At 58.9% G+C, this 22,652-nt stretch carries 23 protein-coding genes and 2 pseudogenes; 14 read left to right on the plus strand and 11 right to left on the minus strand.

The window, feature by feature from the left end:
* The first annotated feature begins 44 nt into the window (after positions 1 to 44).
* The 6 genes from HK44_RS23040 to HK44_RS23065 all read left to right on the plus strand — a co-directional run bounded on the left by HK44_RS23040 (position 45) and on the right by HK44_RS23065 (position 7,995).
* Complete coding sequence (locus HK44_RS23040) at positions 45 to 2,327, plus strand: ABC transporter permease subunit (protein WP_019694311.1); 2,283 nt, start codon at positions 45 to 47, stop codon at positions 2,325 to 2,327.
* A gap of 15 nt (positions 2,328 to 2,342) precedes the next feature.
* Positions 2,343 to 4,013 carry a phosphate ABC transporter permease PstA gene (gene pstA / locus HK44_RS23045; RefSeq protein ID WP_019694310.1) on the plus strand — a complete coding sequence of 557 codons (1,671 nt, stop codon included), beginning with the start codon at positions 2,343 to 2,345 and terminating at the stop codon, positions 4,011 to 4,013.
* A gap of 130 nt (positions 4,014 to 4,143) precedes the next feature.
* Positions 4,144 to 4,977 carry a phosphate ABC transporter ATP-binding protein PstB gene (pstB, locus tag HK44_RS23050; protein WP_019694309.1) on the plus strand — a complete coding sequence of 278 codons (834 nt, stop codon included), beginning with the start codon at positions 4,144 to 4,146 and terminating at the stop codon, positions 4,975 to 4,977.
* Between the two features lie 74 nt (positions 4,978 to 5,051).
* Entirely contained in the window at positions 5,052 to 5,813 is a 762-nt protein-coding gene (gene phoU / locus HK44_RS23055) for a phosphate signaling complex protein PhoU (protein ID WP_019694308.1), read from the plus strand.
* Between the two features lie 164 nt (positions 5,814 to 5,977).
* On the plus strand, positions 5,978 to 6,892 hold the full coding sequence (locus HK44_RS23060; protein ID WP_024265141.1) for a response regulator: 915 nt from the start codon (positions 5,978 to 5,980) through the stop codon (positions 6,890 to 6,892).
* Positions 6,893 to 7,098: 206 nt separating this feature from the next.
* A complete protein-coding gene (locus HK44_RS23065; protein ID WP_019694306.1) occupies positions 7,099 to 7,995 on the plus strand; it encodes a M23 family metallopeptidase in 897 nt (298 codons plus the stop codon).
* Between the two features lie 173 nt (positions 7,996 to 8,168).
* Here HK44_RS23065 and HK44_RS23070 read toward each other — a convergent pair whose 3' ends face one another.
* From HK44_RS23070 to phoB, 3 genes are all read right to left on the minus strand, one after another.
* On the minus strand, positions 8,169 to 9,509 hold the full coding sequence (locus tag HK44_RS23070) for a hemolysin family protein (protein ID WP_019694305.1): 1,341 nt from the start codon (positions 9,507 to 9,509) through the stop codon (positions 8,169 to 8,171).
* 124 nt (positions 9,510 to 9,633) lie between these two features.
* Entirely contained in the window at positions 9,634 to 10,920 is a 1,287-nt protein-coding gene (gene phoR, locus HK44_RS23075) for a phosphate regulon sensor histidine kinase PhoR (RefSeq protein WP_242031593.1), read from the minus strand.
* An 81-nt stretch (positions 10,921 to 11,001) separates the two neighbouring features.
* Positions 11,002 to 11,691 carry a phosphate regulon transcriptional regulator PhoB gene (gene phoB, locus HK44_RS23080; protein ID WP_003177195.1) on the minus strand — a complete coding sequence of 230 codons (690 nt, stop codon included), beginning with the start codon at positions 11,689 to 11,691 and terminating at the stop codon, positions 11,002 to 11,004.
* Positions 11,692 to 11,842: 151 nt separating this feature from the next.
* Between phoB and HK44_RS23085 the strand changes: the two genes are divergently transcribed.
* Positions 11,843 to 12,226 (plus strand): COG4315 family predicted lipoprotein, encoded by a 384-nt coding sequence (locus HK44_RS23085; RefSeq protein ID WP_019694303.1) that lies wholly within the window; start codon positions 11,843 to 11,845, stop codon positions 12,224 to 12,226.
* 83 nt (positions 12,227 to 12,309) lie between these two features.
* Here the strand turns inward: HK44_RS23085 and ubiA are convergent, their stop codons facing one another.
* Both ubiA and HK44_RS23095 read right to left on the minus strand, forming a co-directional pair.
* Complete coding sequence (ubiA, locus tag HK44_RS23090) at positions 12,310 to 13,200, minus strand: 4-hydroxybenzoate octaprenyltransferase (protein ID WP_019694302.1); 891 nt, start codon at positions 13,198 to 13,200, stop codon at positions 12,310 to 12,312.
* On the minus strand, positions 13,200 to 13,763 hold the full coding sequence (locus tag HK44_RS23095) for a chorismate--pyruvate lyase family protein (RefSeq protein ID WP_019694301.1): 564 nt from the start codon (positions 13,761 to 13,763) through the stop codon (positions 13,200 to 13,202). Before HK44_RS23095 ends, ubiA begins: the two co-directional genes overlap by 1 nt.
* Positions 13,764 to 13,964: 201 nt before the next feature.
* On the opposite strand from HK44_RS23095, the gene HK44_RS23100 reads away from it, so the two are divergent.
* The 3 genes from HK44_RS23100 (at position 13,965) to HK44_RS23110 (ending at position 15,783) form a co-directional block, all read left to right on the plus strand.
* Entirely contained in the window at positions 13,965 to 14,135 is a 171-nt protein-coding gene (locus tag HK44_RS23100; RefSeq protein ID WP_019694300.1) for a rubredoxin, read from the plus strand.
* A 34-nt stretch (positions 14,136 to 14,169) separates the two neighbouring features.
* Positions 14,170 to 15,318, plus strand: a complete 1,149-nt coding sequence (locus HK44_RS23105) for an NAD(P)/FAD-dependent oxidoreductase (RefSeq protein WP_019694299.1) — start codon at positions 14,170 to 14,172, stop codon at positions 15,316 to 15,318.
* Between the two features lie 189 nt (positions 15,319 to 15,507).
* Positions 15,508 to 15,783 carry an HU family DNA-binding protein gene (locus HK44_RS23110; RefSeq protein ID WP_003213368.1) on the plus strand — a complete coding sequence of 92 codons (276 nt, stop codon included), beginning with the start codon at positions 15,508 to 15,510 and terminating at the stop codon, positions 15,781 to 15,783.
* A 229-nt stretch (positions 15,784 to 16,012) separates the two neighbouring features.
* Here the strand turns inward: HK44_RS23110 and HK44_RS23115 are convergent, their stop codons facing one another.
* Genes HK44_RS23115 through HK44_RS23125 form a run of 3 tightly spaced genes read right to left on the minus strand, consistent with a single transcriptional unit; the run spans position 16,013 to position 19,139 of the window.
* The gene (locus tag HK44_RS23115; protein WP_019694298.1) at positions 16,013 to 16,447 is read right to left on the minus strand and encodes a DUF2388 domain-containing protein; all 435 of its coding nucleotides are present in this window, start codon (positions 16,445 to 16,447) and stop codon (positions 16,013 to 16,015) included.
* 60 nt (positions 16,448 to 16,507) lie between these two features.
* Positions 16,508 to 17,179: a DUF2931 family protein gene (locus HK44_RS23120; RefSeq protein WP_019694297.1), complete on the minus strand. Its 672-nt coding sequence runs from the start codon at positions 17,177 to 17,179 to the stop codon at positions 16,508 to 16,510.
* Positions 17,172 to 19,139: a T6SS phospholipase effector Tle1-like catalytic domain-containing protein gene (locus tag HK44_RS23125; RefSeq protein ID WP_019694296.1), complete on the minus strand. Its 1,968-nt coding sequence runs from the start codon at positions 19,137 to 19,139 to the stop codon at positions 17,172 to 17,174. The genes HK44_RS23120 and HK44_RS23125 overlap by 8 nt, the downstream gene beginning before the upstream one ends.
* 8 nt (positions 19,140 to 19,147) lie before the next feature.
* Here HK44_RS23125 and HK44_RS29940 point away from each other — a divergent pair.
* The 3 genes and pseudogenes from HK44_RS29940 to HK44_RS23135 all read left to right on the plus strand — a co-directional run.
* Positions 19,148 to 19,270: pseudogene (locus HK44_RS29940) on the plus strand (hypothetical protein); the annotation flags it as partial.
* Positions 19,239 to 19,709 (plus strand): annotated as a pseudogene (locus tag HK44_RS23130) (protein kinase domain-containing protein); the annotation flags it as partial. The pseudogenes HK44_RS29940 and HK44_RS23130, both read left to right, overlap by 32 nt.
* Before the next feature lie 109 nt (positions 19,710 to 19,818).
* On the plus strand, positions 19,819 to 20,109 hold the full coding sequence (locus tag HK44_RS23135) for a hypothetical protein (RefSeq protein ID WP_019694294.1): 291 nt from the start codon (positions 19,819 to 19,821) through the stop codon (positions 20,107 to 20,109).
* A 73-nt stretch (positions 20,110 to 20,182) separates the two neighbouring features.
* Here HK44_RS23135 and HK44_RS23140 read toward each other — a convergent pair whose 3' ends face one another.
* On the minus strand, positions 20,183 to 20,572 hold the full coding sequence (locus HK44_RS23140; protein WP_019694293.1) for a DUF6124 family protein: 390 nt from the start codon (positions 20,570 to 20,572) through the stop codon (positions 20,183 to 20,185).
* Positions 20,573 to 21,127: 555 nt separating this feature from the next.
* Between HK44_RS23140 and HK44_RS23145 the strand changes: the two genes are divergently transcribed.
* Positions 21,128 to 21,511: an SCP2 sterol-binding domain-containing protein gene (locus HK44_RS23145; RefSeq protein ID WP_019694291.1), complete on the plus strand. Its 384-nt coding sequence runs from the start codon at positions 21,128 to 21,130 to the stop codon at positions 21,509 to 21,511.
* Between the two features lie 45 nt (positions 21,512 to 21,556).
* Here HK44_RS23145 and HK44_RS23150 read toward each other — a convergent pair whose 3' ends face one another.
* The gene (locus tag HK44_RS23150; RefSeq protein WP_019694290.1) at positions 21,557 to 22,321 is read right to left on the minus strand and encodes a Fic/DOC family protein; all 765 of its coding nucleotides are present in this window, start codon (positions 22,319 to 22,321) and stop codon (positions 21,557 to 21,559) included.
* Positions 22,318 to 22,575 (minus strand): hypothetical protein, encoded by a 258-nt coding sequence (locus HK44_RS23155; protein WP_019694289.1) that lies wholly within the window; start codon positions 22,573 to 22,575, stop codon positions 22,318 to 22,320. Before HK44_RS23155 ends, HK44_RS23150 begins: the two co-directional genes overlap by 4 nt.
* Positions 22,576 to 22,652 lie beyond the last annotated feature (77 nt).

A 22,652-nucleotide genomic window follows, 5' to 3' on the forward strand; every position in this document is an offset into this window, starting at 1 on the left:
TGCATTGTCATCTTTCTGTCATACAGGATCGCTAGGGTGTGCGCATGAATGATCTGGCCAATTCCACCATGACTACCAATCCCCCCAAGCGAATTGACTTCAATACGCCTGAGCTCCAACGCAAGCGCCGCATCCGCGCGCTCAAAGACCGCCTGACCCGCTGGTACGTCCTCGTCGGCGGCCTCGCCGTACTCGGCGCGATCACGCTGATCTTCTTCTTCCTTGGCTACGTCGTTGCGCCACTGTTTCAGGGTGCCGACCTGACCGCCAAAGACGCGATCACCCCGGCCTGGATGCAAGACGCCGGCAAACCGCTGATGATCTCCCTCGAAGAACAGAACCAGGTCGCCATGCGGGTTTCCGACAAGGGCCAGGCGCTGTTTTTCGACGTCGACAGTGGTGCTGAGCTACGCCGTATCGACCTGCCGATCCCGGCCGGTACCAGCGTAACCTCCATTGGTAAAGACCAGCCCGGCCATCCGCTGGTCGTCGTGGGCTTGTCCAACGGTCAGGCGCTGGTGTTCCGTCACACCTATAAAGTCAGTTACCCGGAAGGCAAGAAAACCATCTCGCCGGCCATCGAATTCCCGTACGGTGAAACGCCAATCGCACTGAACGAGCAGGGCGGTGCCCTGGAGCACGTCAGCCTCAATGCGACCGATTCGACCCTGCTGCTCGCCGGCTCTACCGGTTCGCAATTGCACGTGCTGTCGCTGAGCAGCGAAGAAAACATGATGACCGGTGAGGTCACCAACGAGCAGAAGCGCATTGAACTGCCGCAAATGACCGAGCCGGTGAAGAACATCTTCGTCGACCCGCGTCAGCAGTGGCTGTACGTGGTCAACGGCCGTGCCCAGGCCGATGTCTTCAGCCTGAGCGACAAGAGCCTCAACGGTCGCTACAAACTGCTGGATGACGGCGAAGCGCAAGTGACCGCCAGTACTCAACTGGTGGGCGGTATCTCGCTGATCATCGGCGACTCCAAGGGTGGTCTGGCCCAGTGGTTCATGGCTCGCGATACCGATGGCGAGCAACGACTGAAACAGATCCGCACCTTCCAGATGGGCACCACGCCGATCGTTGAAATCACCGCCGAAGAGCGTCGCAAAGGCTTCGTCGCCCTCGACACTGCCGGCAAGCTCGGGGTGTTCCACAGCACTGCCCACCGCACCTTGCTGGTGAACCAGGTGGTGGATGGCGCGGGCCTCTTCGGCCTGTCGCCGCGTGCCAACCGCATCATTGTGGAGCAGGGCGGCAAGCTGCAACCGCTGCTGCTCGACAACCCGCACCCGGAAGTTTCGTGGAGCGCGCTGTGGAGCAAGGTCTGGTACGAAAACTACGACGAGCCTAAATACGTCTGGCAATCGACCGCGGCCAACACCGACTTCGAACCCAAGATGAGCCTTTCGCCACTGACCTTCGGTACGCTGAAAGCCGCGTTCTACGCGATGCTGCTGGCGGCACCGCTGGCGGTCGCTGCGGCGATCTACACCGCGTACTTCATGGCGCCGGGCATGCGCCGCAAGGTCAAGCCGGTCATCGAATTGATGGAAGCGATGCCGACGGTGATCCTCGGCTTCTTCGCCGGCCTGTTCCTCGCACCGTATGTGGAAGGGCACTTGCCGGGCATCTTCAGCCTGTTGATGCTCTTGCCGATCGGCATTCTGGTAGCCGGTTTCATCTTCAGTCGCCTGCCCGAATCCGTGCGCCTGAAAGTGCCGGACGGCTGGGAAAGCGCGATCCTGATCCCGGTGATTCTGTTTGTGGGCTGGTTGTCGCTGTACATGAGCCCGTACATGGAAACCTGGTTCTTCGGCGGTGACATGCGCATGTGGATCTCCCACGACCTGGGCATCACCTACGACCAGCGCAACGCTCTGGTCGTCGGTCTGGCCATGGGTTTTGCGGTAATCCCGAACATCTACTCGATCGCCGAAGACGCCGTGTTCAGCGTGCCGCGCGGCCTGACACTGGGCTCCCTGGCCCTCGGCGCCACGCCATGGCAGACCATGACCCGCGTGGTGATCCTGACCGCCAGCCCGGGCATTTTCTCGGCACTGATGATCGGCATGGGTCGTGCGGTCGGGGAAACCATGATCGTGTTGATGGCCACCGGCAACACCCCGGTCATGGAAATGAACCTGTTCGAAGGTCTGCGCACCCTGGCCGCCAACGTGGCGGTGGAAATGCCCGAATCGGAAGTCGGCGGCAGCCACTACCGCGTGTTGTTCCTGTCGGCGCTGGTGCTGCTGTTGTTCACCTTCATCATGAACACCCTCGCGGAGCTGATCCGTCAGCGTCTGCGCAAGAAATACTCGTCGCTTTAAGAAAGGTAGAAGTCTGTGAAACAGAACTCCCTGAAAGGATGGTTCAAGAGCGGCGCCCCTGGCGTCTGGATCAGCGGTGGCGCGGTGTCCATCGCGGTCATCATGACCATTGGTTTGCTGGCGGTGATTGCCGTGCGCGGTCTGGGCCACTTCTGGCCGGCCGACCTGATGCACGCCAGTTACAACGTGCCGGGCCAGGCCAACCATGTCGTCATCGGCGAAGTGGTACAGAAGGAAGAAGTGCCGCGTGAGCGTCTGAAAACCGCGGGTTTGCCAGTGCCGGACCAAGGTCCGGAATTCATGACCCGCGAGCTGATCAAGGTCGGTAACCGTGACATCAACGGCAATGACTTCACCTGGATCGTCGGCGAGTGGCTGACCGACCAGAGCACGCCGCGTGAACTGATGACCATCGAGCGCCGCGAGTGGGGTAACTTCTACGGCTACCTGCTCAACGTCAAACAGGACGGCAAGGTCATCGCTGAAGGCGAAGCGGCCTGGCCGGAGCTGCAAGCGCGGGTGGACCGCGTCAACAAGCTCGCGGCACAAATCAAAAGCCTCGAAAAAACCGACATCGGCGCAATCAACGCAGGCCTTGAACGGATTCGTCTGCATGGCCGCAAGCTGGAGCTTGAAGGCAAGCTCGATCCGACCGCGCAAGCCGACATGGACACTGAACGCGCTGAGCTGAACGCTCGTTATAAAGACGTCGAGGCACGCCTGAGCGATCTGCACACGCAGTTCAACCGCGACAGCCTGACCGCTCGCGATGCCAACGGCAAAGAAGTCGAAATCGGTATCGGCAAAGTGGTTCATGCCTACCAGCCGAACGCCATGAGTTACCTGACCAAGCTGGGTTTCTACTTCAACAAGGTCTGGGAGTTCCTCAGCGACGACCCACGTGAAGCCAACACCGAAGGCGGGATCTTCCCGGCGATCTTCGGCACCGTGATGATGACCCTGATCATGGCGATGATCGTCACCCCGTTCGGCGTGCTGGCAGCGGTCTACCTGCGTGAATATGCACGCCAGGGGCCGATGACCCGGTTGATCCGCATTGCGGTGAACAACCTGGCGGGCGTTCCGGCGATCGTTTACGGCGTGTTCGGTCTGGGCTTCTTCGTTTACGTACTCGGCGGCTCGGTTGACCGTTTGTTCTTCCCTGAAGCCTTGCCGGCGCCGACGTTCGGTACGCCGGGCCTGCTCTGGGCCTCGCTGACCCTGGCGCTGCTGGCGGTGCCGGTGGTGATCGTGGCCACTGAAGAAGGTCTGGCGCGGATTCCTCGCACCGTGCGTGAAGGCTCGTTGGCCCTCGGCGCGACCAAGGCTGAAACCTTGTGGAAGATCGTGCTGCCAATGGCCAGCCCGGCGATGATGACCGGGATGATCCTCGCCGTGGCTCGCGCCGCCGGTGAAGTGGCGCCGCTGATGCTGGTGGGTGTGGTGAAACTGGCGCCGTCGCTACCGGTGGACGGCAACTACCCGTACCTGCACCTTGACCAGAAAATCATGCACTTGGGCTTCCATATTTATGACGTCGGCTTCCAGAGCCCGAACGTCGAAGCCGCACGGCCGCTGGTGTACGCCACGGCGCTGTTGCTGGTACTGGTGATCGCCACGCTCAACCTGTCGGCAGTGTGGATCCGTAACCACCTGCGCGAGAAATACAAAGCGCTGGACAGCTGATTTTTATGTGGGAGCGAGCCTGCTCGCGATGGCATCTCTGTGGTTTCAGACTTAAACCGCGTTGCCCGAATCGCGAGCAGGCTCGCTCCCACAAAAACCGAACCGAATTTGTTAGCACAGGGAGTTTCCCATGCAGCACGAAACACATACCCACGGCATCAACATGTCGGCCCTGGGTCGCGACAAACAGAGCCTGAACCTGGCACAGGAAACCGTGGCCATCGAAGTGCCGAGCCTGAGCCTGTTCTACGGCGACAAGCAAGCGCTGTACGACGTCAGCATGAACATTCCCAAGCAGCGCGTGACCGCGTTCATCGGCCCGTCCGGCTGCGGCAAGTCAACGCTGCTGCGCACCTTCAACCGGATGAACGATCTGGTCGATGGCTGCCGTGTCGAAGGTGAGATCAACCTCTACGGCAACAACATCTACCGCAAGGGCGAAGACGTGGCCGAACTGCGTCGTCGTGTCGGCATGGTGTTCCAGAAGCCGAACCCGTTCCCGAAAACCATCTATGAAAACGTGGTCTACGGCCTGCGTATTCAGGGCATCAACAAAAAGCGCGTACTCGACGAAGCCGTCGAATGGGCGTTGAAAGGCGCGGCACTCTGGGATGAAGTGAAAGACCGTCTGCACGAATCGGCACTGGGTTTGTCCGGTGGTCAGCAGCAACGTCTGGTGATCGCTCGTACCATCGCGGTGGAGCCGGAAGTGCTGCTGCTCGACGAACCGTGCTCGGCACTCGACCCGATTTCGACGCTGAAAGTCGAAGAGCTGATCTACGAACTGAAATCCAAGTTCACCATCGTCATCGTGACCCACAACATGCAACAGGCCGCGCGGGTTTCCGACTACACGGCGTTCATGTACATGGGCAAACTGGTGGAATTCGGCGACACCGATACCCTGTTCACCAATCCGGCGAAGAAGCAGACCGAAGACTACATCACCGGTCGTTACGGCTAGGATGCCGCTAGCGTTGCTCGCTTAACCATCGCTGCGGTAGACCGCACCTTACCGGACGCTCCAAGGACGCCAACATGATTAGCAAAGAAGGCCTTACCCACCACATCTCCCAGCAGTTCAACGCTGAGCTCGAGGAAGTGCGCAGCCACCTCCTGGCCATGGGCGGGCTGGTCGAAAAGCAGGTCAATGATGCGGTCACTGCACTGATCGAAGCGGACTCGGGCCTGGCCCAGCAAGTGCGCGAGATCGACGACCAGATCAACCAGATGGAACGCAACATCGACGAAGAATGCCTGCGCATTCTGGCCCGTCGCCAGCCGGCCGCGTCCGACTTGCGTTTGATCATCAGCATCTCCAAGTCGGTCATCGACCTGGAACGCATCGGCGATGAAGCGACCAAAATCGCCCGCCGTGCCATCCAGCTGTGCGAAGAAGGCGAGGCCCCGCGCGGTTACGTCGAAGTTCGGCACATCGGCGACCAGGTGCGCAACATGGTTCGCGACGCACTGGATGCCTTCGCTCGCTTCGACGCCGAGCTGGCGCTGTCGGTGGCCCAGTACGACAAGGTCATCGACCGTGAATACAAGACCGCCCTGCGCGAACTGGCGACCTACATGATGGAAGATCCGCGTTCGATCACGCGGGTCTTGAGCATTATTTGGGTGCTGCGTTCGCTGGAGCGGATTGGCGACCACGCCCGCAATATTTCCGAGCTGGTGATTTACCTGGTGCGCGGTACCGATGTCCGTCACCTGGGCCTCAAGCGCATGAAGGAAGAAGTTGAAGGCACAAGTGCCGAAAGCGCTAATGTTCCGGGCAACGCTGACGATAAGTAAGATTGCCCAAGTAAAACGCCCGGCCTTGTGGTCGGGCGTTTTTGTTTGCGGTTTTGCAATTCATAGCACCCGCGAACGAAAAAAGTCCCGGCGTGACTGAAGGGTTTTGGCAAAGTGCCATTAGCAAAGCGTTATGATTGCCGGGATTTTTTAAGGGGTGGTTGATGAGTAAGGTCAGTGTGTTGGTGGTCGATGACGCTTCGTTCATTCGTGACCTGATGAAGAAGTGCCTGCGCAACTACTTCCCGGGCATGCGAATCGAAGACGCGGTCAACGGTAAAAAAGCGCAGGCCATGCTGGCGCGCGAAGCATTCGACCTGGTCCTGTGCGACTGGGAAATGCCGGAAATGTCTGGCCTCGAATTGCTGACCTGGTGCCGCGAACAGGACACACTCAAGGCCATGCCGTTTATCATGGTCACCAGCCGTGGCGACAAGGAAAACGTGGTTCAGGCGATCCAGGCCGGCGTTTCCGGCTATGTCAGCAAGCCGTTCACCAACGAGCAGCTGCTGACCAAGGTCAAGCAGGCGCTGAACAAGGTCGGCAAACTCGACACCTTGATGAACGGCGCGCCCACCAAGATGAATTCGGCATTCGGCAACGACTCCCTCGGCGCGCTCACGGGCGGCAAGGCGGCTGTCGTCGCCCCCGCAGCCACCCCGACTGCCGCGGCAGCCCCCGCGCGCGGTCTGCTCAACAGCCCACCGGTCAAGGCGCCAGCAGCGTCCCCAGCCCCGGCAGGTGGTCGTGGTCAAGGTCAACTGCGTCTGCCTAGTGGTACTCAGCCATGCGTGATCAAGGCGTTGAGCATCAAGGAAGCCTTGTTGGTGGTTAAACGCACCGACACCCTGCCACAAGTACTCGACGGCGCCGTGCTTGACCTGGAGCAAGGCGACAACGCCGAAGTCGCCCGCCTGAACGGCTACCTGCACGCCATCGTGGCCCACGAGCCGAAGCCTGACAGCGACTGGCTGCAACTGACCTTCCGTTTTGTCGACCAGGACGCACAAAAACTCGATTACATCTCCCGCCTGATTGCCCGCGGTACGGCGCAGAAGCATTTCGTACCGGGCGCGTAAGCGCAGCAGCGCCGATTAGATCGCCATCGCGAGCAGGCTCGCTTCCACAGGGAGCCGCATTCCAGTGTGGGAGCGAGCCTGCTCGCGATGGGGTCATCGAATTCACCGCAGATCTCCTGAACCGATCATTTGAAACATCTGCCGACTACACAGGTCGATTCTGGCTGCTAGGCTGATTTCAGGTCTTCCTCGACAGAACCTTGCCCATGTTCGCGCGATTGCTGTTTTTCTGTGGTCTGTTCATGGCCTCCACCTCGGCTGTGGCCATCACTATTTACAAATCCACCAGCGTGACAGGTGTGGTCTCCTACAGTGACCGCCCCTCCCATGGTGCACGGATCTTTGTGTTCCGCGACCGCATGGACGAGCACCTTGAACGCCAGGTACTTCTGGATATCAAGAAGCAGAGGGACACGCACAGTGTGTTTGTGCGCAACGATTTGTATGCGCCGGTAGAGGTCGAGCTGAGTTTCACCGGGCTGAAGAATGTCAGCGGTGCGCCGGCACAGCCGATCCGCCGAGTGCTGCCGGCGCGCAGCACTATGCGTCTGGCGCTGCTCACGGCGATTACGCCCGGCAAGCCGCTGGCCTATACCCCGACGTTCAACTATTCGCTGGGCAACCCCACAGATACCACGCAGGCCTATCGATATCCGCTGCCGTGGCGTGGCGGACCGTTCCACCTGACGCAAGGCGCCAATGGCCGGTACAGCCATTTTGGGGTCAAGAACCGTTATGCCATGGACATCGCCATGCCTGAAGGCACACCGATCATCGCGGCGCGCGGCGGGGTGGTGGTGAAGACCGAAAACAACCAGAGCGGACGCGGCACTGACCCGTCGGGCAATTTCGTGCGGGTGTTGCACGATGACGGGACGATGGGCGTGTACCTGCACCTTAAGCGCGGCTCGGTGTGTGTGCGCGAAGGTCAGCGGGTGGCAGTCGGCAGTGCGTTGGGGTTATCGGGCAATACCGGCAACAGCAGCGGGCCGCACCTGCACTTCGTGGTGCAGCGCAATAGCGGGTTGGGGCTGGTGTCGATTCCGTACCAGTTCAATCAACCGGTGGGCAGCTTGCCGAACTTTGCGCTCGGCAAACAATAATCCAGGTCACTGCGATCAATTGTGGCGAGGGGGCTTGCCCCCGTTGGACGGCGAAGCCGTCCCCAAACAGATCAACTCGGTGTGTCAGGACGAGTGCGATTGCAGGGTTTGGGGCCGCTACGCGACCCAGCGGGAGCAAGCTCCCTCGCCACAACAGCGGGCTCGCGCAGGGTTCAATCGAGCATCAACACCTTGGCCAAAATGATCTTCGGGCCTTTCATCTTTTTGATGATGATCCGCAAACCTTCGACTTCCAGTACTTCTTCCTCTTCCGGCACCCGTTTCAGGGTTTCGTAGACCAGCCCGGCGAGGGTTTCGGCTTCGACGTGGTCCAGATCGATACCCAGCAGGCGTTCGACCTTGAACAGCGGTGTGTCGCCGCGTACCAGCAATTTGCCCGGCTGGTAGGCGAGGATCCCGCGTTCGGCCTTGCGGTGTTCGTCCTGGATGTCGCCGACCAGCACCTCCAGCACGTCTTCCATGGTCAGGTAGCCGATGATGTTGCCGTCGGCCTCTTCAACCACGGCGAAGTGCGAGCCGCCCTTGCGGAACTGCTCCAGCAGTTGCGACAACGGCATATGCCGCGATACGCGTTCCAGCGGGCGGGTCAGCTCGGCCAGGTTGAACGACTCGGGAATGTGGTCCAGCGCCGCCAGTTCCAGCAGCAGATCCTTGATGTGCAGCAGGCCGACGAACTCCTGGCGTTCGCTGTCGTACACCGGATAACGGCTGAATTTGTGACGACGGAACAGCGCGAGGATTTCCTTGAGGGGGGCGTTGAACTCCAGCGTCACCAGGTCTTCCCGGGAGTTGGCCCAGTCGACCACTTCCAGTTCGCCCATTTCCACCGCCGAGGCGAGTACGCGCATGCCTTGGTCGCTTGGGTCCTGGCCGCGGCTGGAGTGCAGGATCAGTTTCAGTTCTTCACGGCTGTAATGGTGTTCGTGATGAGGGCCAGGTTCACCTTGGCCGGCGATCCGCAGGATCGTGTTGGCGCTGGCGTTAAGCAGGTAAATGGCCGGGTACATCGCCCAGTAGAACAGGTACAGCGGCACCGCCGTCCACAGCGACAGCAACTCGGGCTTGCGGATGGCCCAGGATTTGGGGGCCAGTTCGCCGACCACGATGTGCAGGTAGGAAATGATGAAGAAGGCGGTAAAGAACGACACGCCTTTGACCACTTCCGGCGAGTTGACGCCGACCGCGTCCAGCAACGGCTCGAGAATGTGCGCGAACGCCGGCTCACCGACCCAGCCAAGGCCCAGGGAGGCGAGGGTGATACCCAACTGGCAGGCCGACAGGTAAGCGTCGAGCTTGCTGTGTACGGTGCGCAGGATATGCCCGCGCCAGCCGTGTTTATCAGCGATGGCCTCGACCCGGGTCGAGCGCAATTTGACCATGGCAAATTCCGCCGCAACGAAGAAGCCGTTGAGCAAAACCAGGATCAGTGCAAAAAGAATCATGCCGAAATCGGCGAAGAGTGAAACGAGGGTCAAGCCAGGGGAAGGGTCCATGATGGAGTTTTGCGGGTTCCGTATATTCGAAAAGAAAGGGGATTGCCGAGCCTGAAAGGCAGGCCCAAGTCAGCCAATGTAGCGGCTGACAGGGCGATTGCCTAGAGGTTAGTCGTCGCGGCTGCTAGTCGGTCAGCGAGTTGACCCGCGATTTTGTGACCTGTGTCGGCGCGAAATGGCAGGTGAACGTGCTGCCGTGGCCGAGCACGCTGCTGATCTCCATTCGCGCACGATGACGTAGCAAAACGTGTTTGACGATGGCCAGGCCCAGCCCGGTGCCGCCGGTATTGGAGTTGCGGCTGGAGTCGACGCGGTAGAAGCGCTCGGTCAGGCGCGGCAGGTGTTTATTGTCGATGCCGATCCCCGAGTCCTGCACGCTCAGGTGTGCGCCTTGTTCGTCACCCCACCAGCGGATGCGGATGTTGCCACCGTCCGGGGTGTATTTGACGGCGTTGAACACCAGGTTCGAGAACGCACTGCGCAACTCGGCTTCACTGCCCTTGAGCATAATCGACGGATCGGCTTCCAGGGTGATGTGCTGGTTGCGCTGCCCGGACAGCGCCTGCGCGTCACTCTTGATCGATTGCAGCAGGCTGTCGATCGGCACCGGCTGGTTGTCCGACGGGTAATCGGTGGCCTCGAGCTTGGCCAACAGCAGCAAGTCATTGAGCAACGTCTGCATGCGTCCGCCCTGTTGCTGCATTTGCTGCAACGCACGGCTCCAGCGCGGATTCACTTCTTCAACGTTATCGAGCAAGGTTTCCAGATAGCCGCAGATCACCGTCAACGGCGTGCGCAGTTCGTGGGAGACGTTGGCGATGAAGTCTTTGCGCATTTGTTCAAGCTGATGAATGCGGGTGACGTCGCGCACCAGCATCAGGTGTTCGTTGTTGCCGTAACGGGTGATGTACAACTGAATCCGCATCCGGTCGTTGGTCGGCGAAGGGATTTCCAGCGGCTCGGCGTAGTTGTCCTGCTCGAAGTATTCCTTGAAGCGCGGATGACGCACCAGGTTGGTCACCGGCTGACCGCTGTCTTGCGGGGTCTTGAGGCCCAGCAGGGTTTCGGCGGCGCGGTTCCACCATTCCAGGTTGCCGTCGCTGTCGAGCATGATCACCGCGTCTTTCAACGCTGCGGTGGACTCCTGAACCCGGTCGATCACCGCTTGCAGGCGTCCGCGCACGCGCTGATCGCGGCGTTGCAGATGATAGATGCTATCGAACACTTCACCCCACAGGCCGTAGCCATCGGGTGGTGGTTCGTCAGGCTTTTGCAGGCGCAGCCACTCGTGCAGGCGCAGCAATTGCTTGAGGGTCCAGGCCAGGTAAATGCCCAGGCCAGCGGCCAGGCTCCAGCCGTAGTAGCCCGTAATCAGGCCGATCACCAGACAGCCGGTGACCAGTAACAGCATGTGGCGGATCAGTGTGCCATGCCAGTTTTGGTTCACTTAAACTTGCGTCCTTGTCAGCGTGTCGAGCACGTAAGGGCCGGCTCAGGCCTTGGTAGAAAACCGGTAGCCGGTGCCACGCACGGTTTGTACCAGATTCTCGTAGGCATCGCCGAGTGCTTTGCGCAAACGACGGATGTGCACGTCGACGGTGCGCTCTTCGACATACACATTGCCGCCCCAGACCTGATCGAGCAATTGCCCGCGGGTGTAGGCGCGTTCCTGATGGGTCATGAAAAACTGCAGCAAGCGGTATTCGGTCGGGCCCATCTCGGCGGGTTTGCCGTCGATGGTCACGCGGTGGCTGATCGGGTCCAGCAGCAGGCCGCCGACTTCGATCGGCGCTTCGCCGTCGGTAGGGCCGGCACGACGCAGCACGGCTTTCAGGCGCGCAACCAGCTCGCGTGGCGAAAACGGCTTGGTGATGTAGTCATCGGCGCCAACCTCCAGGCCCTGGATCTTGTTGTCCTCTTCGCCCTTGGCGGTGAGCATGATGATCGGGATGTCCCCGGTCAGTTCATCGCGCTTGAGGCGTCGGGCCAGCTCGATGCCTGAAGTGCCGGGCAGCATCCAGTCGAGCAGGATCAGGTCCGGTTTACGGTCGACAATAATGGCGTGGGCCTGCTGGGAGTTTTCGGCCTCCATGCAGTCATAGCCGGCCATTTCCAACGCAACGGCGATCATTTCGCGAATGGGCGCTTCGTCGTCGACGATCAGAATGCTCCTGCCAACCATGCCTTAATCCTCTTGTCATTTAACTGTCTTGCGCCGCATTAGATAACGGAATTATTGCAGTCGTGTGACAGTATTTTAGCCGTGCGGCAAGCAGCGCAATCCTGAACTACGCTCTAAGTTCGAATCCTGACAACCACAAAGGAAGGTTTCCATGACGCACTACGCTCAATCGTTTAAAGCCCTGATGTTGGCTGCTGCCCTGGCATTACCGGCAATGGCCTTCGCCGCTGATCCAGCGATGGAGAAGGGTGGCATGCTGGTCGATAGCAAAGGCATGACCTTGTATACCTTTGCCAAGGATGCTGCTGGCAAGTCCATGTGCAATGACGCATGCGCTGCCAACTGGCCTCCGCTGGCGGCTACCGCCATGGACAAGTCCAAGGGCGACTGGACAGTGATCAAACGTGACGACGGCAAGATGCAATGGGCTTACTACGGCAAGCCGCTGTACACCTTTGTGAAGGACAAGAAGGCCGGTGACAAGACCGGTGAAGGGCTGATGGATGGTGCCTGGCACGTCGCCAAGTCTATGTAACCTGGTAAAAGATCGCAGCCTTCGGCAACTCCTGCACGCATCGCCCCGCAGGAGCTGCCGGAGGCTGCGATCTTTCAAACCGGTCAACGCAACGCGTAATCCAGCACGATCCCGATGAAAATCGCCAACCCGGCCCAATGGTTATGCAGGAAGGCCCGGAAACACTTGAGTCGGTCCCTGTCGCGGGTGTACCAGAACTCCCAGGCAAAGCACGCGGCCGCTGCCAGCAGCCCGAGGTGAAACCAGCCGCCCAGCTCGAATTTCGATCCGGCCAGCAGCAGGCACCCCAGAGCCAGCCCTTGCAGGGTGAGAATGATCACCCGATCGGCATCGCCAAACAGAATCGCCGTGGATTTCACGCCAATCTTCAAATCGTCGTCGCGGTCGGTCATGGCGTAATAGGTGTCATAGCCCACTGTCCACAGCAGGTTGGCAATCCACAGCAACCAGGCGATGGCCGGCAGTTCACCGGTTTCGGCGGTGAACGCCATCGGCATGCCCCAGGAGAACGCCGCGCCCAGTACCACTTGCGGGTAATAGGTGTAGCGCTTCATGAACGGGTAAGTGGCGGCCAGCGCCAGACCACCGAACGACAGCCAGACCGTGGCTGCGTTGGTGCACAGCACCAGCAGGAAGCTCACGCCCATCAGCAATGCGAAAAACACCAGCGCTTCTTTGGAGCTGATCTTGCCGCTGACCAAGGGCCGCTGTTCGGTCCGTTTCACGTGACCGTCGACCTTGCGGTCCGCCCAGTCATTGATCACGCAGCCACCCGCGCGGGTCAGCACCACGCCAAGGACGAAAATCGCGATATTGGCCAGTGACGGCGAACCTTTGCCGGCAATCCACAGCGCCCACAACGTTGGCCACAGCAGCAGGTAAATGCCGATGGGCTTGTCCATGCGGGTCAACTGGATGAAGTCCCAGGCTCGCGGGTTCACGCGATTCAATGATTTGAGCAGGCTTTGGTACATCAGCAGTTCTCCGTATTCGCGCGGGCAGCGCGCCACAGGGCTGGCAGGAATATTTCCGCGACCAGCACGCTCAAGTCCCCCCGGTCGAAACGCGAGCGCCGGCCCCACAGTTGCGGCGCCTGAGATTCGCTGGGCAACCACTCGACAGGATAGTGACAAACCTCAATGGCGCGGCGCTGGAACGCCTGATCGCAAAACAGCAACTCGCCCAGGGAGCGGCTGCCCAACTCATCCATATTCAACCCGCCGTCCTGCAACGAACTGCGTGCCGCCACACTACGGGCAAACACCCAGGCTTCGCCATGACCGCGCAAATACACCTCACGAACCCAGCCTTCACTGCCTTCGGGCAACGCTAGCGCGGCGCATTCATCGGCGCGCAAAGGCTGCCAGCCTTCGAGCAACGGCGTCACGCTGAAGCTGTCATCCGACAAACGGGTCAGGCGGCGGGTGAGCGAGCCCTCATCGAACAGCCAGTCGAGGGTTTGCGCGTCGGGAAGCGGGGACAGCTGGCTTTGTGGCAGCCAGAACAGAGCAGGGGCGAGGGGTTTTGAGTGCGGCACAGTGAGTCAGTATTGGCAGCAAATGAGGCGGCGAGCTTACCATGTCGGTTGGTGATATTGACTGATCAGACGGGGTAATGGCCGTGAACAGGCTTGCATCTAACCCGCCTGATCAGTACAAAACGCCTTGAGCCGGACGGCAGACCTTTATCGGGCGACCGTTCGCGCCAGCAAAAGCCTGAGAACCTGAGGAAACAAGCAATGAAGAAGTGGCAATGCGTGGTCTGTGGGCTGATCTACAACGAAGCCGACGGCTGGCCGGATGACGGTATCGCGGCCGGGACCTTGTGGCAGGACGTACCGGAAGACTGGCTGTGTCCGGACTGTGGCGTCGGCAAAATGGATTTCGAGATGATCGAAATCGCTGCCTGATCACAGATTTTCATGAATTGAAGAGGAGTAAGGAATGAACGCACCTGTCGTGATCGTCGGCACTGGGCTGGCTGGCTACAACCTGGCCCGGGAGTTTCGCAAACTCGATGGCGAAACACCGCTGCTGTTGATTACCGCAGATGACGGACGCTCTTACTCCAAACCGATGCTCTCTACCGGTTTCGGCAAGAACAAGGACGCCGATGGCCTGAGCATGGCCGAGCCCGGCGCCATGGCCGAACAGCTGAAAGCTGAAGTGCGGACCCACACGCGCATCAGCGGCATCGACCCCGGCCACAAACGCCTGTGGATCGGCGAAGAAGCCGTGGCCTATCGCGACCTGATCCTCGCCTGGGGCGCGGAAACCGTGCGCGTGCCGGTGCAGGGCGATGCGCCCGAAGCGATCTTCCCGATCAACGACCTCGAAGACTACGCGCGCTTTCGGGCGGCGGCTGCCGGTAAGCGTCGAGTGTTGCTGCTCGGTGCTGGCCTGATCGGTTGTGAGTTCGCCAACGACCTGATCCTCGGTGGTTACGACGTGCAACTGGTCGCGCCGTGCGAACAAGTCATGCCGACGCTGCTTCACCCGGCGGCAGCCGCAGCCGTGCAGGCCGGGCTGGAAAGCCTGGGCGCGCAGTTCCACCTCGGTCCGGTACTCAATAGCTTGCAGCGTACCGATGACGGGCTCGAAGGGCATTTGTCCGATGGCCAGGTGATCCCCTGCGACGTCGTGGTTTCAGCCATTGGCCTGCGCCCACGCATCGATCTGGCGGCCGCTGCCGGTTTGCAGATCAATCGCGGTGTGGTCGTTGACCGCCATCTGAAGACTTCTCACGCCAATATCTACGCCTTGGGCGATTGCGCCGAGGTCGATGGACTGAACTTGCTGTACGTGATGCCCCTGATGAGCTGTGCGCGTGCGCTGGCTCAGACCCTGGCCGGCAACCCGACGGCGGTCAGCTATGGTGCGATGCCGATTACCGTGAAAACACCGGTCTGCCCATTGGTGGTTTCCCCGCCGCCACGGGGTTTTGAGGGTGTCTGGACCGTCGAAGGGCAGGGCGCCGACATCAAGGCGCTGTGCCGTGATGCCAGCGGAAAACTGCTGGGTTACGCCCTCACCGGGGCGGCGGTGATGGAGAAACTCGCTCTAAACAAGGAACTTCCGGCGCTTCTGGCGTAAATACTGGGCGTTCTGTCGGAATCACCGCGCTTTCGCCCCTACAAAGGTCGCCCCGAGACTGGCGTCGCTCGTAAGCGCGTGCCATCCTCACTCCTGTCTGCCGCAGAGTAGAGCCTGCGGCGCCTTGGGCGCTGTTCCGGAAGAACAGCACGGACATAACAACAAAAAACCGTCAAAGAGGCTTCACTCATGCGTAAACCAGAACTCGCCGCAGCCATCGCTGAAAAGGCTGACCTCACCAAAGAGCAGGCTAACCGCGTCCTCAACGCCGTTCTCGAAGAAATCACCGGCGCCCTGCACCGTAAAGACAGCGTCACCCTGGTGGGCTTCGGTACTTTCCTGCAACGTCACCGTGGTGCTCGCACCGGCAAGAACCCGCAAACCGGTGAGCCAGTGAAAATCAAGGCCAGCAACACCGTTGCGTTCAAGCCTGGCAAATCGTTGAAAGACAGCGTCAATCCATAAATGCTACGAACTCCCTGAATTGCGGGGAGATTCGTATTGAAAATGGGCACGCCAACCAGGTTGGGTGCCCATTTTTTATACATACATTAAGTGTTAGATATATTGGGTTGCTAAAATTTATTACAGATGATCATCGGCTGTGTATTTGTGGAGATGTTCACATGTGCGCAGAAAACTCTTCAATAACGATCATGCGATGACCCTTTTCAATTGCCAGGAGCTTGGTTGTTCATCCATAGGTAGCTAGTACCATGTGGGCAAACTCTTTCTTGCTTAGCTGAAGATAAGAGTGCTGCTCCAAGTACGTGCGCCATGCGGATTCAAGCATGGGTCCATCGATATCGCCGTCGGTAGCGAGATAAGCTGCAGCATCGTCCTTCACCGCTTGGGTGTAGTGTTTCGAGGGGCCATCTTTAGTGGCATCTGAGGTCGAAATAAACGGCCAGGCCGTTGTAAAGATCAACCCGAATCCAGTCAGCATTGAGTATTCAAGGGGGCCAGCCTTTTCCAGGCAGCCAAGACCGATGCACCCTTCAGCCCGAACAGAGGCGCTAGCTACGAGCGTGAATATGGCAACCCAATAGCACCCGAAGGCAAGCGCCTGACTGTGCAGTTTGACGGGCGGGCATTTGTAGTCATCGGGTGGGGCATGATTATCAGCCATTGGGATTGAATTCCTCATGGGGAGTTTGATCGGTCGTGGTTTCTGGTGATAGTTCATCGGTCACCAGGAGCCATAGGGAATGCCGAACTGGTCGATGTAGGCTTGGGATTCTTCTGAAAGGGGTCGATGTTTTCCGTTGGAGGTGCCGCCGTAAGGGCCTTCGGGATTGATCGTGCCTTGTACGCGGGTGACTTCGGCCGACTTCAGGCAAGGGCCACCCAAATACACTTTGGCGATACCGCTAGGTGCCAAGCCAATAATCAGAATGTTTCGGTAATCGGTTTTCCATTTACCAACCGCGCCGCAATAAGCTTCTTCGCTTTTGAGCATGGCTGTTCTAACCGATTCAGGGATCTTGATGAACGCCTCATAAGTTTGCGGCTCAGCCAGCGACTGCCAGCGCACGTAGACCAAATGGGGTAGGTCCGCTCCGGTCACGCGTCGGCCACTGCCCGTCGGATGCTCAGGCCACCCTTTGGGTTTACCGAGAAACTTCTCAGGTATCCCTTTGCTGAGCGCGCGGGGATAACCCGTAGACACTCCTCCGCTACCTGCGCCGCGGAACACGTGTCCATTGATATCAACGACATCCGCCGTTTCAATCCAAACCTCCATGTAGGGTCGCCCAAAGAAATTGAGATCCCAGGTTTCATAAGGGAGTGCTCGACTTTTTCCGAATGCGCACCCGCCCAAAAAAACGGCCATCAACAGCACAACGCTTTTCTTAAACATTGGGATGTACCGCCCGCTTATGATTTTCGGCGGGCCGATTGATGAACACGATGTCCAGATCGCTGTTGTTGAAGCCTTTGACGGCGTTCCAGTGCGCGGAGAGATGGATATAGCGCCCAACGAGCAGAGCCTCTTCGTCCAGGCTCAAACCCACGCGGCGGGTCTCACCCAGTGCGTAAGCCATCAGTTTTTGAGCGATCGGTTGCAGTTCTACAGATAACGCATATTTTTGATCTTCATCGTCAATCACCCTGAGCGGGACATCGTGCCTAGCCCCCAACTCACGCATGATGCGCAAGTAAATCAGGGCCAGTTCATTACGCACTTCTCGCTGGCTACTGACCGCCGCATACACATGCTGCCACTTTTCCTTGTCACCTTTGACGGTGCGTTCAAACTTCAGCACCCAGGTTTGCACCTGCAATGGCAGGTCATGAAGGTTGAGCTGATCCTGAAGGCGATGCAGTTCGGTTTGGGTCCAGCGATAGGCAATGGATTTCATCGGGGACACGTGAGCATCCTCGGTGCTACGGAATGGCTTGCTGAGCAGAATCCGCTCAGCCGCGCGAGGCAAATAACCGCCGCCAAGATCAGAATGAACGCCCGGCAACACGATATCGGCAGCACCTGCACTGTTGAGCGAGAAGTTGTGGCGGCGCTCGTCCCGCGCCACCAGGTGCACGACTTTTTTGGCCATGTCCGGCGCCAGGTACAGGTTGACCCCGGGATTGTTGGCATCGTGGACGCTGATGCCGCCACTGGAAACGCTCGCGACGGCGGCCACGGTGTCGAAGATGCCGATGAAGTTGATGGATACGTCGGTCCTGGCACGCCAGGCAAACTCCTCGACGAACAGTGGTGAATTGGCCGGGAGCAGCGTGGCCAATAGGCTCTGTTCCCCTTTCAATACTTCGTTGGCGAAATGCCGAGCGGCAGCGGCGCCCCGACTGAAACCGAAGATGTCGAATTCAATGTGCTCAACTTTTCGGTCAGGGTTCGATAGTTCGAACTGTTCAATGTTTCTGAGAATCTGCATTGGGCTCTGCCCAACTCGCGCCAATACACCCTGCGCGCCCAAACCGGTCATCTGTGAAAAAGTTGAATCCTGTTCACCACTACTAGTACCGATGCCATCCAGATAAACGCGGATGAACCCTATGGTTTCTTCAGCAGCAATTTGAATTTCACTGCCATCCTTGTACAACTCATACAGCTTCGCCACATTACTGCTGTCGTTCCCATAACTGTTATCCGGCGCTCCCCCCTTGCCGTCATACCCATGGGCCTGACAAAACTGCCGAATGTCCCCCGCCAGCGCCTCCAAACCCACATCCCGTGCATGGCACCCGGCAACCATTTCACTGTTGGACCGGTTGTTGCCGGTGCCATCGAAGAACACGCCGATCCGCAAGGTAATCCCCTCCAGCTCGACTTCTTCCTCCTCTTCTTCCAGTTCGCCTGACGCTTCGTCTTCAGGTAGCGCGGGCGCGACGGATGCCAACAAACCCACCGTTGCCCCCGGCAGTAATGCATGTGCGGCCATAGCCGACACCGGAGAACCGCCGTCCTCAATCGCGGTGCTGCTGAAAATACCGTCGGCGTTGATCACGATGTGCTGACCGCCGACCTTCACCGAAAGGCTCTCACCCGCCTCTATCACAAGGTGCGTACCGGCCTTGATGTGCACCTGCTCGCCGGCTTCGATCACCTGCGTTTCATTGACTCTTGTGTGGCTGTCGCCCGCGACATGCAGATAGTCGTTGGCGTTAACCTGAACCTTGCGATCCGCCATGACAGTGCAGTGCTCTTCAGCCCCCAGCACCGTAATGCTGTTCCCCTTGATGGTTTCCTGGCGCTCGTTACCCACTTCCAGCCGGCTGTCGTTTTCGATCTTCTGCTCCAAGTCGCGCTGGGCCCGCAGGTAGATCAGCTCCTGCCCGGCGCGGTCTTCGATCGACAACTCGTTGTAGCTGCTGTGAGTTGTTGCCGCAGAACCACGCAGTGCGAGAACGCAAGGAAGAGATTTATCGCAGGCTGTGCCACCTCGATCTCGAAGTGGTATGCCCACGGTCGCGGCGTGCTGCACGGTGATTTGAAACCGAGCAACGTGATGCTCAGCGAGGAGGGCGTGCGCTTGTTCGACTTCGGTCTCGGTCAGGCCGAGGAGGGCGTATTGCCCGGCCTGCCACATCTGAGCCGCAGCCGTTTCAACGCCTGGACGCCGGGCTATGCCGCGCCGGAACTGCTGGAAGGCGCGCCGCTGACCACCAGCGCCGACCTCTTCGCAGTGGCCTGCGTGATCTATGAACTGGCGGGCGGCAAACACCCGTTCCGCCGCTTGCCGTCGACCGAGGCCCGCGACGGGGACCTCGAACGCGAGCTGCATGCACCGAAAAATCTACCGAAACACTGCTGGCCGGCGCTGCGCACGGCGCTGGCTTTCGATGCGACGGCACGCACCATCACCGCTGCACAACTGCGTGGCGCCTTGAGCGCCACTTCCTCCTGGCTGCATCGGCGCAACGGATGACTACCGAACAGGGAGCAAGCAATGTTCAACCCTTCTAACAGGTCGAGGACTCCTGATCGTTGTCGACTTTGGGTTTCAGGCGCTCGGGCGTTGAACAAGGATGATGTGGATGGGCATCTTTATCAGGTTTGTTATGGCAACGGTGGCGGGGATTCTGTTGTTTGTGCCGATAGCGTCTGCGGCTGACGGCGGTTGTTACGGCTATCTCACCGAGCGGGTTCGGGCTCAGTTGTACTACGACACCGATGGCACGGGGACCATTGGTTGGGTCGAGTACAACGTGACCACGCACGTACTGCGCAATACCTCGGCGGAGCTTGAGGAGCCGTTGGCGTTGAGCTTTGACGCTGCGTTTGCGAAGGGTTATGCGCAGTGTGTGGCAAAGGGCGCTGGTGTGTAGTGTTTGCTGACGTGATTTCGTGGCCTCAGGAAAAGGGGACAATTTGTCCCCTTTTCCAATTCAGGACTCAGCGCTACGTTTTAACCCGATACTCCACCGGATTCGGTGAATCGAGGTTGTCCATGGCGCGGTCGATCAGCAGTTGTGCGCCTTCGGCCATACGGTAGATGGCCAGGGCGACGTTGCGGCGGGAGCCTTCGATTTCGAAGGCGAGGTCGCCAGCGATGGCTTTGATGGAGGCGATGTCTTCGGAGGCGTTGGCCAGGAGGCTGTCGGTGTCGACGTCTGGGGCGACGATGAAGAGTTGGCCTTTGCGGGCATCGGCCAAGTGGATCTTGTGCTGGGGTTTGCCCAGATGGTGGTCAAGAGCGCGTTCGGCGGCGTCGTGGAGTTTTTTCGAATCGAGGGATTCGTAGGGGGAAGTTGCTGGGTCTTCAGGCGGATTTGGTGATTGTTTGAACATTGGTGTATCTCCCTGGAACTAAGGAGCTGACACCGTTTCGCTTGCGCTTCGAAAGAGGTGGCAGCTGTGCGTAGGTGTGCAAGACCGGTCCAGGAACCCGGCAGACCCGAAGGTCTCCGACGCACAGCCGCCATAACGATTCGCGAGCATAAAAAAACGCTCGATGAATAGCCATCTACGATTGTGCACCTAGACCGGACTTGCACGTCCGTGTCACCGTTTTTTGGTGACAGGGTGAGACTAGCCCTGACTCACAGGCCGGGATAGTTACCGAACACCGCTACAACTTGAAGGAAATGTCCGAGGCCAATAGGGCCGGGATAGAGCCGAGATTGGGTTGTCTGGTTTTACGACCGCTGCGTCCGGATGCGGCCCAGACCGAACGCCGCCTTCGGCAGCTGCTACGGGGGGATGTGGTGGTCTTTGAAAAGTGTGACTTGGTGGTCATCGTGCTTAAAAAGCGCTTCATCTTCTTCTAACGCTGCGCACCGGTGGCGTTCTTGGTTTAAGCCGCTACACTGCGCCAGCGTTCATTTTTTCCTGTGGGGCTTGAGCATGAAATTTCGTTTTCTTCTGTGGATGATGGGCTTGCTGATGCGCAAGGCCAGTCGGACCAATCCGGCGTTTCAGCAGCAGTTGGGTGATAAAGAACTGGTGTTCCAGTTGCAGACGCTGGACGGCAAGGTGGCGCGGCACTTTGTGGTGAAGGATCAGCGCATTACCAGTAAGGCCGGGGTGTATGGGTCGCCGGCGTTTGCGATTGCCTTTAAAGACGCGGCTTACGGCTTTGCCACGATGCAGGCGAAGAACAAGCAGTTGGCGTTCATGACCGGGATTCAGGACAAGTCGATTCAGATCAAGGGCAACCCGGCGCTGGTGATGTGGTTCCAGGGGCTGACCAAGTATTTGAAGCCGAGGAAGGCCAAGCCTAAGGCGTGAGGCCTTTCAGGTAGGCGGAGATTCTCCGCGAACAAGTTTGCCTCTTCAGTCATCCGATTCAGGAGGCTCCTGGGTGTCGAGTGGCTGTGCCCTGTATGTCTTGTAGATCTGCTGGACTTCTGGGTTGTCCAGGCTCGCGTAGGTGATGCCTTCCTTGTCCAGGCCATCCAGGCCCCTGATGCCACTGATGGTCACTGGCCACTCGTCACGGCTGGATATGTCGACTATGAACGGATTCAGGTAGTTATCGAGATGCAGTTCGCGAGGCTCTCGGATCTCGTCGCTGAGTGCCCGTAGGTAGTCGTCCTTGCTTGTCCTTGACCAGTCGATGGCGAACTTGGCCCGATAGGAGAGTTCCATGAAGACTAATAAAATCGTGCGCCCGTTGCCGTCCAGGAATGGGTGTGCGAAAGCCAGCTGGCCCATGACCCCGCCTGGGTGGTTTCTGAAATGCTTTTTGTCTGCTGCCAGCTCAAGCGCATAGTCGACAGACATCTTGATGGAGTTCGGATGCTCGAAGACGGTGCTTCTGGGGTCGTCGTGTGAGCCTTTGAAGACTGCCAGGTGAGGTACGAGCTCATTCCGGTCTTTCCCTGCCCAAGGATAGAAGCCGGAGAACAGGATCTCGTGAACTCTGAGTACTGTCTTGTAATCGATGGGCCTCTTCTTGGACAAATAGGCAAGAGCCTCTTCGATACTCAATTCGAACGAAAAATGCTCTGACTCTTTTACTTCAGTGGGATCTTTCAGCTGTAGGGAATTTTGAAGGTAGCCAGCCGTTTCGAAATCGCCGAACGGATCAAAAGTCATGCGCTACGTTTCTGGGAACGCCTCTCCTGAAGGTAGCGTCCCTGGAGCGTCAGGGTCTCAGACTTGCTCAGAACGCCTTTTTTCTTGAGATTGACGAGCAACTGTTCGACGCCATCCAACTCGACGACGTCGCCAGCCAAACGAGTAATGGTCACGGCCATACGACTCATGCCGTCACGTTCAGCAGTGACCTTGTGATCTTTTGCAAGCTCGCGGACTTGACTTGCAACACTGACAGCGGCTGTTTGGGTCATCGGAAAGCCCTCTATTTGCCGTCAAATCATAGCAGGGCGCTTGTTTTTTGTCTTCGTGGGCGCATAGGCCGAGATCG

The sequence above is a fragment of the Pseudomonas fluorescens HK44 genome (genome assembly GCF_000217955.3).
Taxonomy (GTDB): domain Bacteria; phylum Pseudomonadota; class Gammaproteobacteria; order Pseudomonadales; family Pseudomonadaceae; genus Aquipseudomonas; species Aquipseudomonas fluorescens_AQ.

Coding starts and splice junctions, on each gene's coding strand:
- HK44_RS23040 (WP_019694311.1), top strand. CDS start 45: ATGAATGATCTGGCCAATTCCACCATGACTACCAATCCCCCCAAGCGA.
- pstB (WP_019694309.1), top strand. CDS start 4,144: ATGCAGCACGAAACACATACCCACGGCATCAACATGTCGGCCCTGGGT.
- phoU (WP_019694308.1), top strand. CDS start 5,052: ATGATTAGCAAAGAAGGCCTTACCCACCACATCTCCCAGCAGTTCAAC.
- HK44_RS23060 (WP_024265141.1), top strand. CDS start 5,978: ATGAGTAAGGTCAGTGTGTTGGTGGTCGATGACGCTTCGTTCATTCGT.
- HK44_RS23065 (WP_019694306.1), top strand. CDS start 7,099: ATGTTCGCGCGATTGCTGTTTTTCTGTGGTCTGTTCATGGCCTCCACC.
- HK44_RS23070 (WP_019694305.1), bottom strand. CDS start 9,509: ATGGACCCTTCCCCTGGCTTGACCCTCGTTTCACTCTTCGCCGATTTC.
- phoR (WP_242031593.1), bottom strand. CDS start 10,920: ATGCTGTTACTGGTCACCGGCTGTCTGGTGATCGGCCTGATTACGGGC.
- phoB (WP_003177195.1), bottom strand. CDS start 11,691: ATGGTTGGCAGGAGCATTCTGATCGTCGACGACGAAGCGCCCATTCGC.
- HK44_RS23085 (WP_019694303.1), top strand. CDS start 11,843: ATGACGCACTACGCTCAATCGTTTAAAGCCCTGATGTTGGCTGCTGCC.
- ubiA (WP_019694302.1), bottom strand. CDS start 13,200: ATGTACCAAAGCCTGCTCAAATCATTGAATCGCGTGAACCCGCGAGCC.
- HK44_RS23100 (WP_019694300.1), top strand. CDS start 13,965: ATGAAGAAGTGGCAATGCGTGGTCTGTGGGCTGATCTACAACGAAGCC.
- HK44_RS23105 (WP_019694299.1), top strand. CDS start 14,170: ATGAACGCACCTGTCGTGATCGTCGGCACTGGGCTGGCTGGCTACAAC.
- HK44_RS23110 (WP_003213368.1), top strand. CDS start 15,508: ATGCGTAAACCAGAACTCGCCGCAGCCATCGCTGAAAAGGCTGACCTC.
- HK44_RS23115 (WP_019694298.1), bottom strand. CDS start 16,447: ATGGCTGATAATCATGCCCCACCCGATGACTACAAATGCCCGCCCGTC.
- HK44_RS23120 (WP_019694297.1), bottom strand. CDS start 17,179: ATGTTTAAGAAAAGCGTTGTGCTGTTGATGGCCGTTTTTTTGGGCGGG.
- HK44_RS23135 (WP_019694294.1), top strand. CDS start 19,819: ATGGGCATCTTTATCAGGTTTGTTATGGCAACGGTGGCGGGGATTCTG.
- HK44_RS23140 (WP_019694293.1), bottom strand. CDS start 20,572: ATGTTCAAACAATCACCAAATCCGCCTGAAGACCCAGCAACTTCCCCC.
- HK44_RS23145 (WP_019694291.1), top strand. CDS start 21,128: ATGAAATTTCGTTTTCTTCTGTGGATGATGGGCTTGCTGATGCGCAAG.
- HK44_RS23150 (WP_019694290.1), bottom strand. CDS start 22,321: ATGACTTTTGATCCGTTCGGCGATTTCGAAACGGCTGGCTACCTTCAA.
- HK44_RS23155 (WP_019694289.1), bottom strand. CDS start 22,575: ATGACCCAAACAGCCGCTGTCAGTGTTGCAAGTCAAGTCCGCGAGCTT.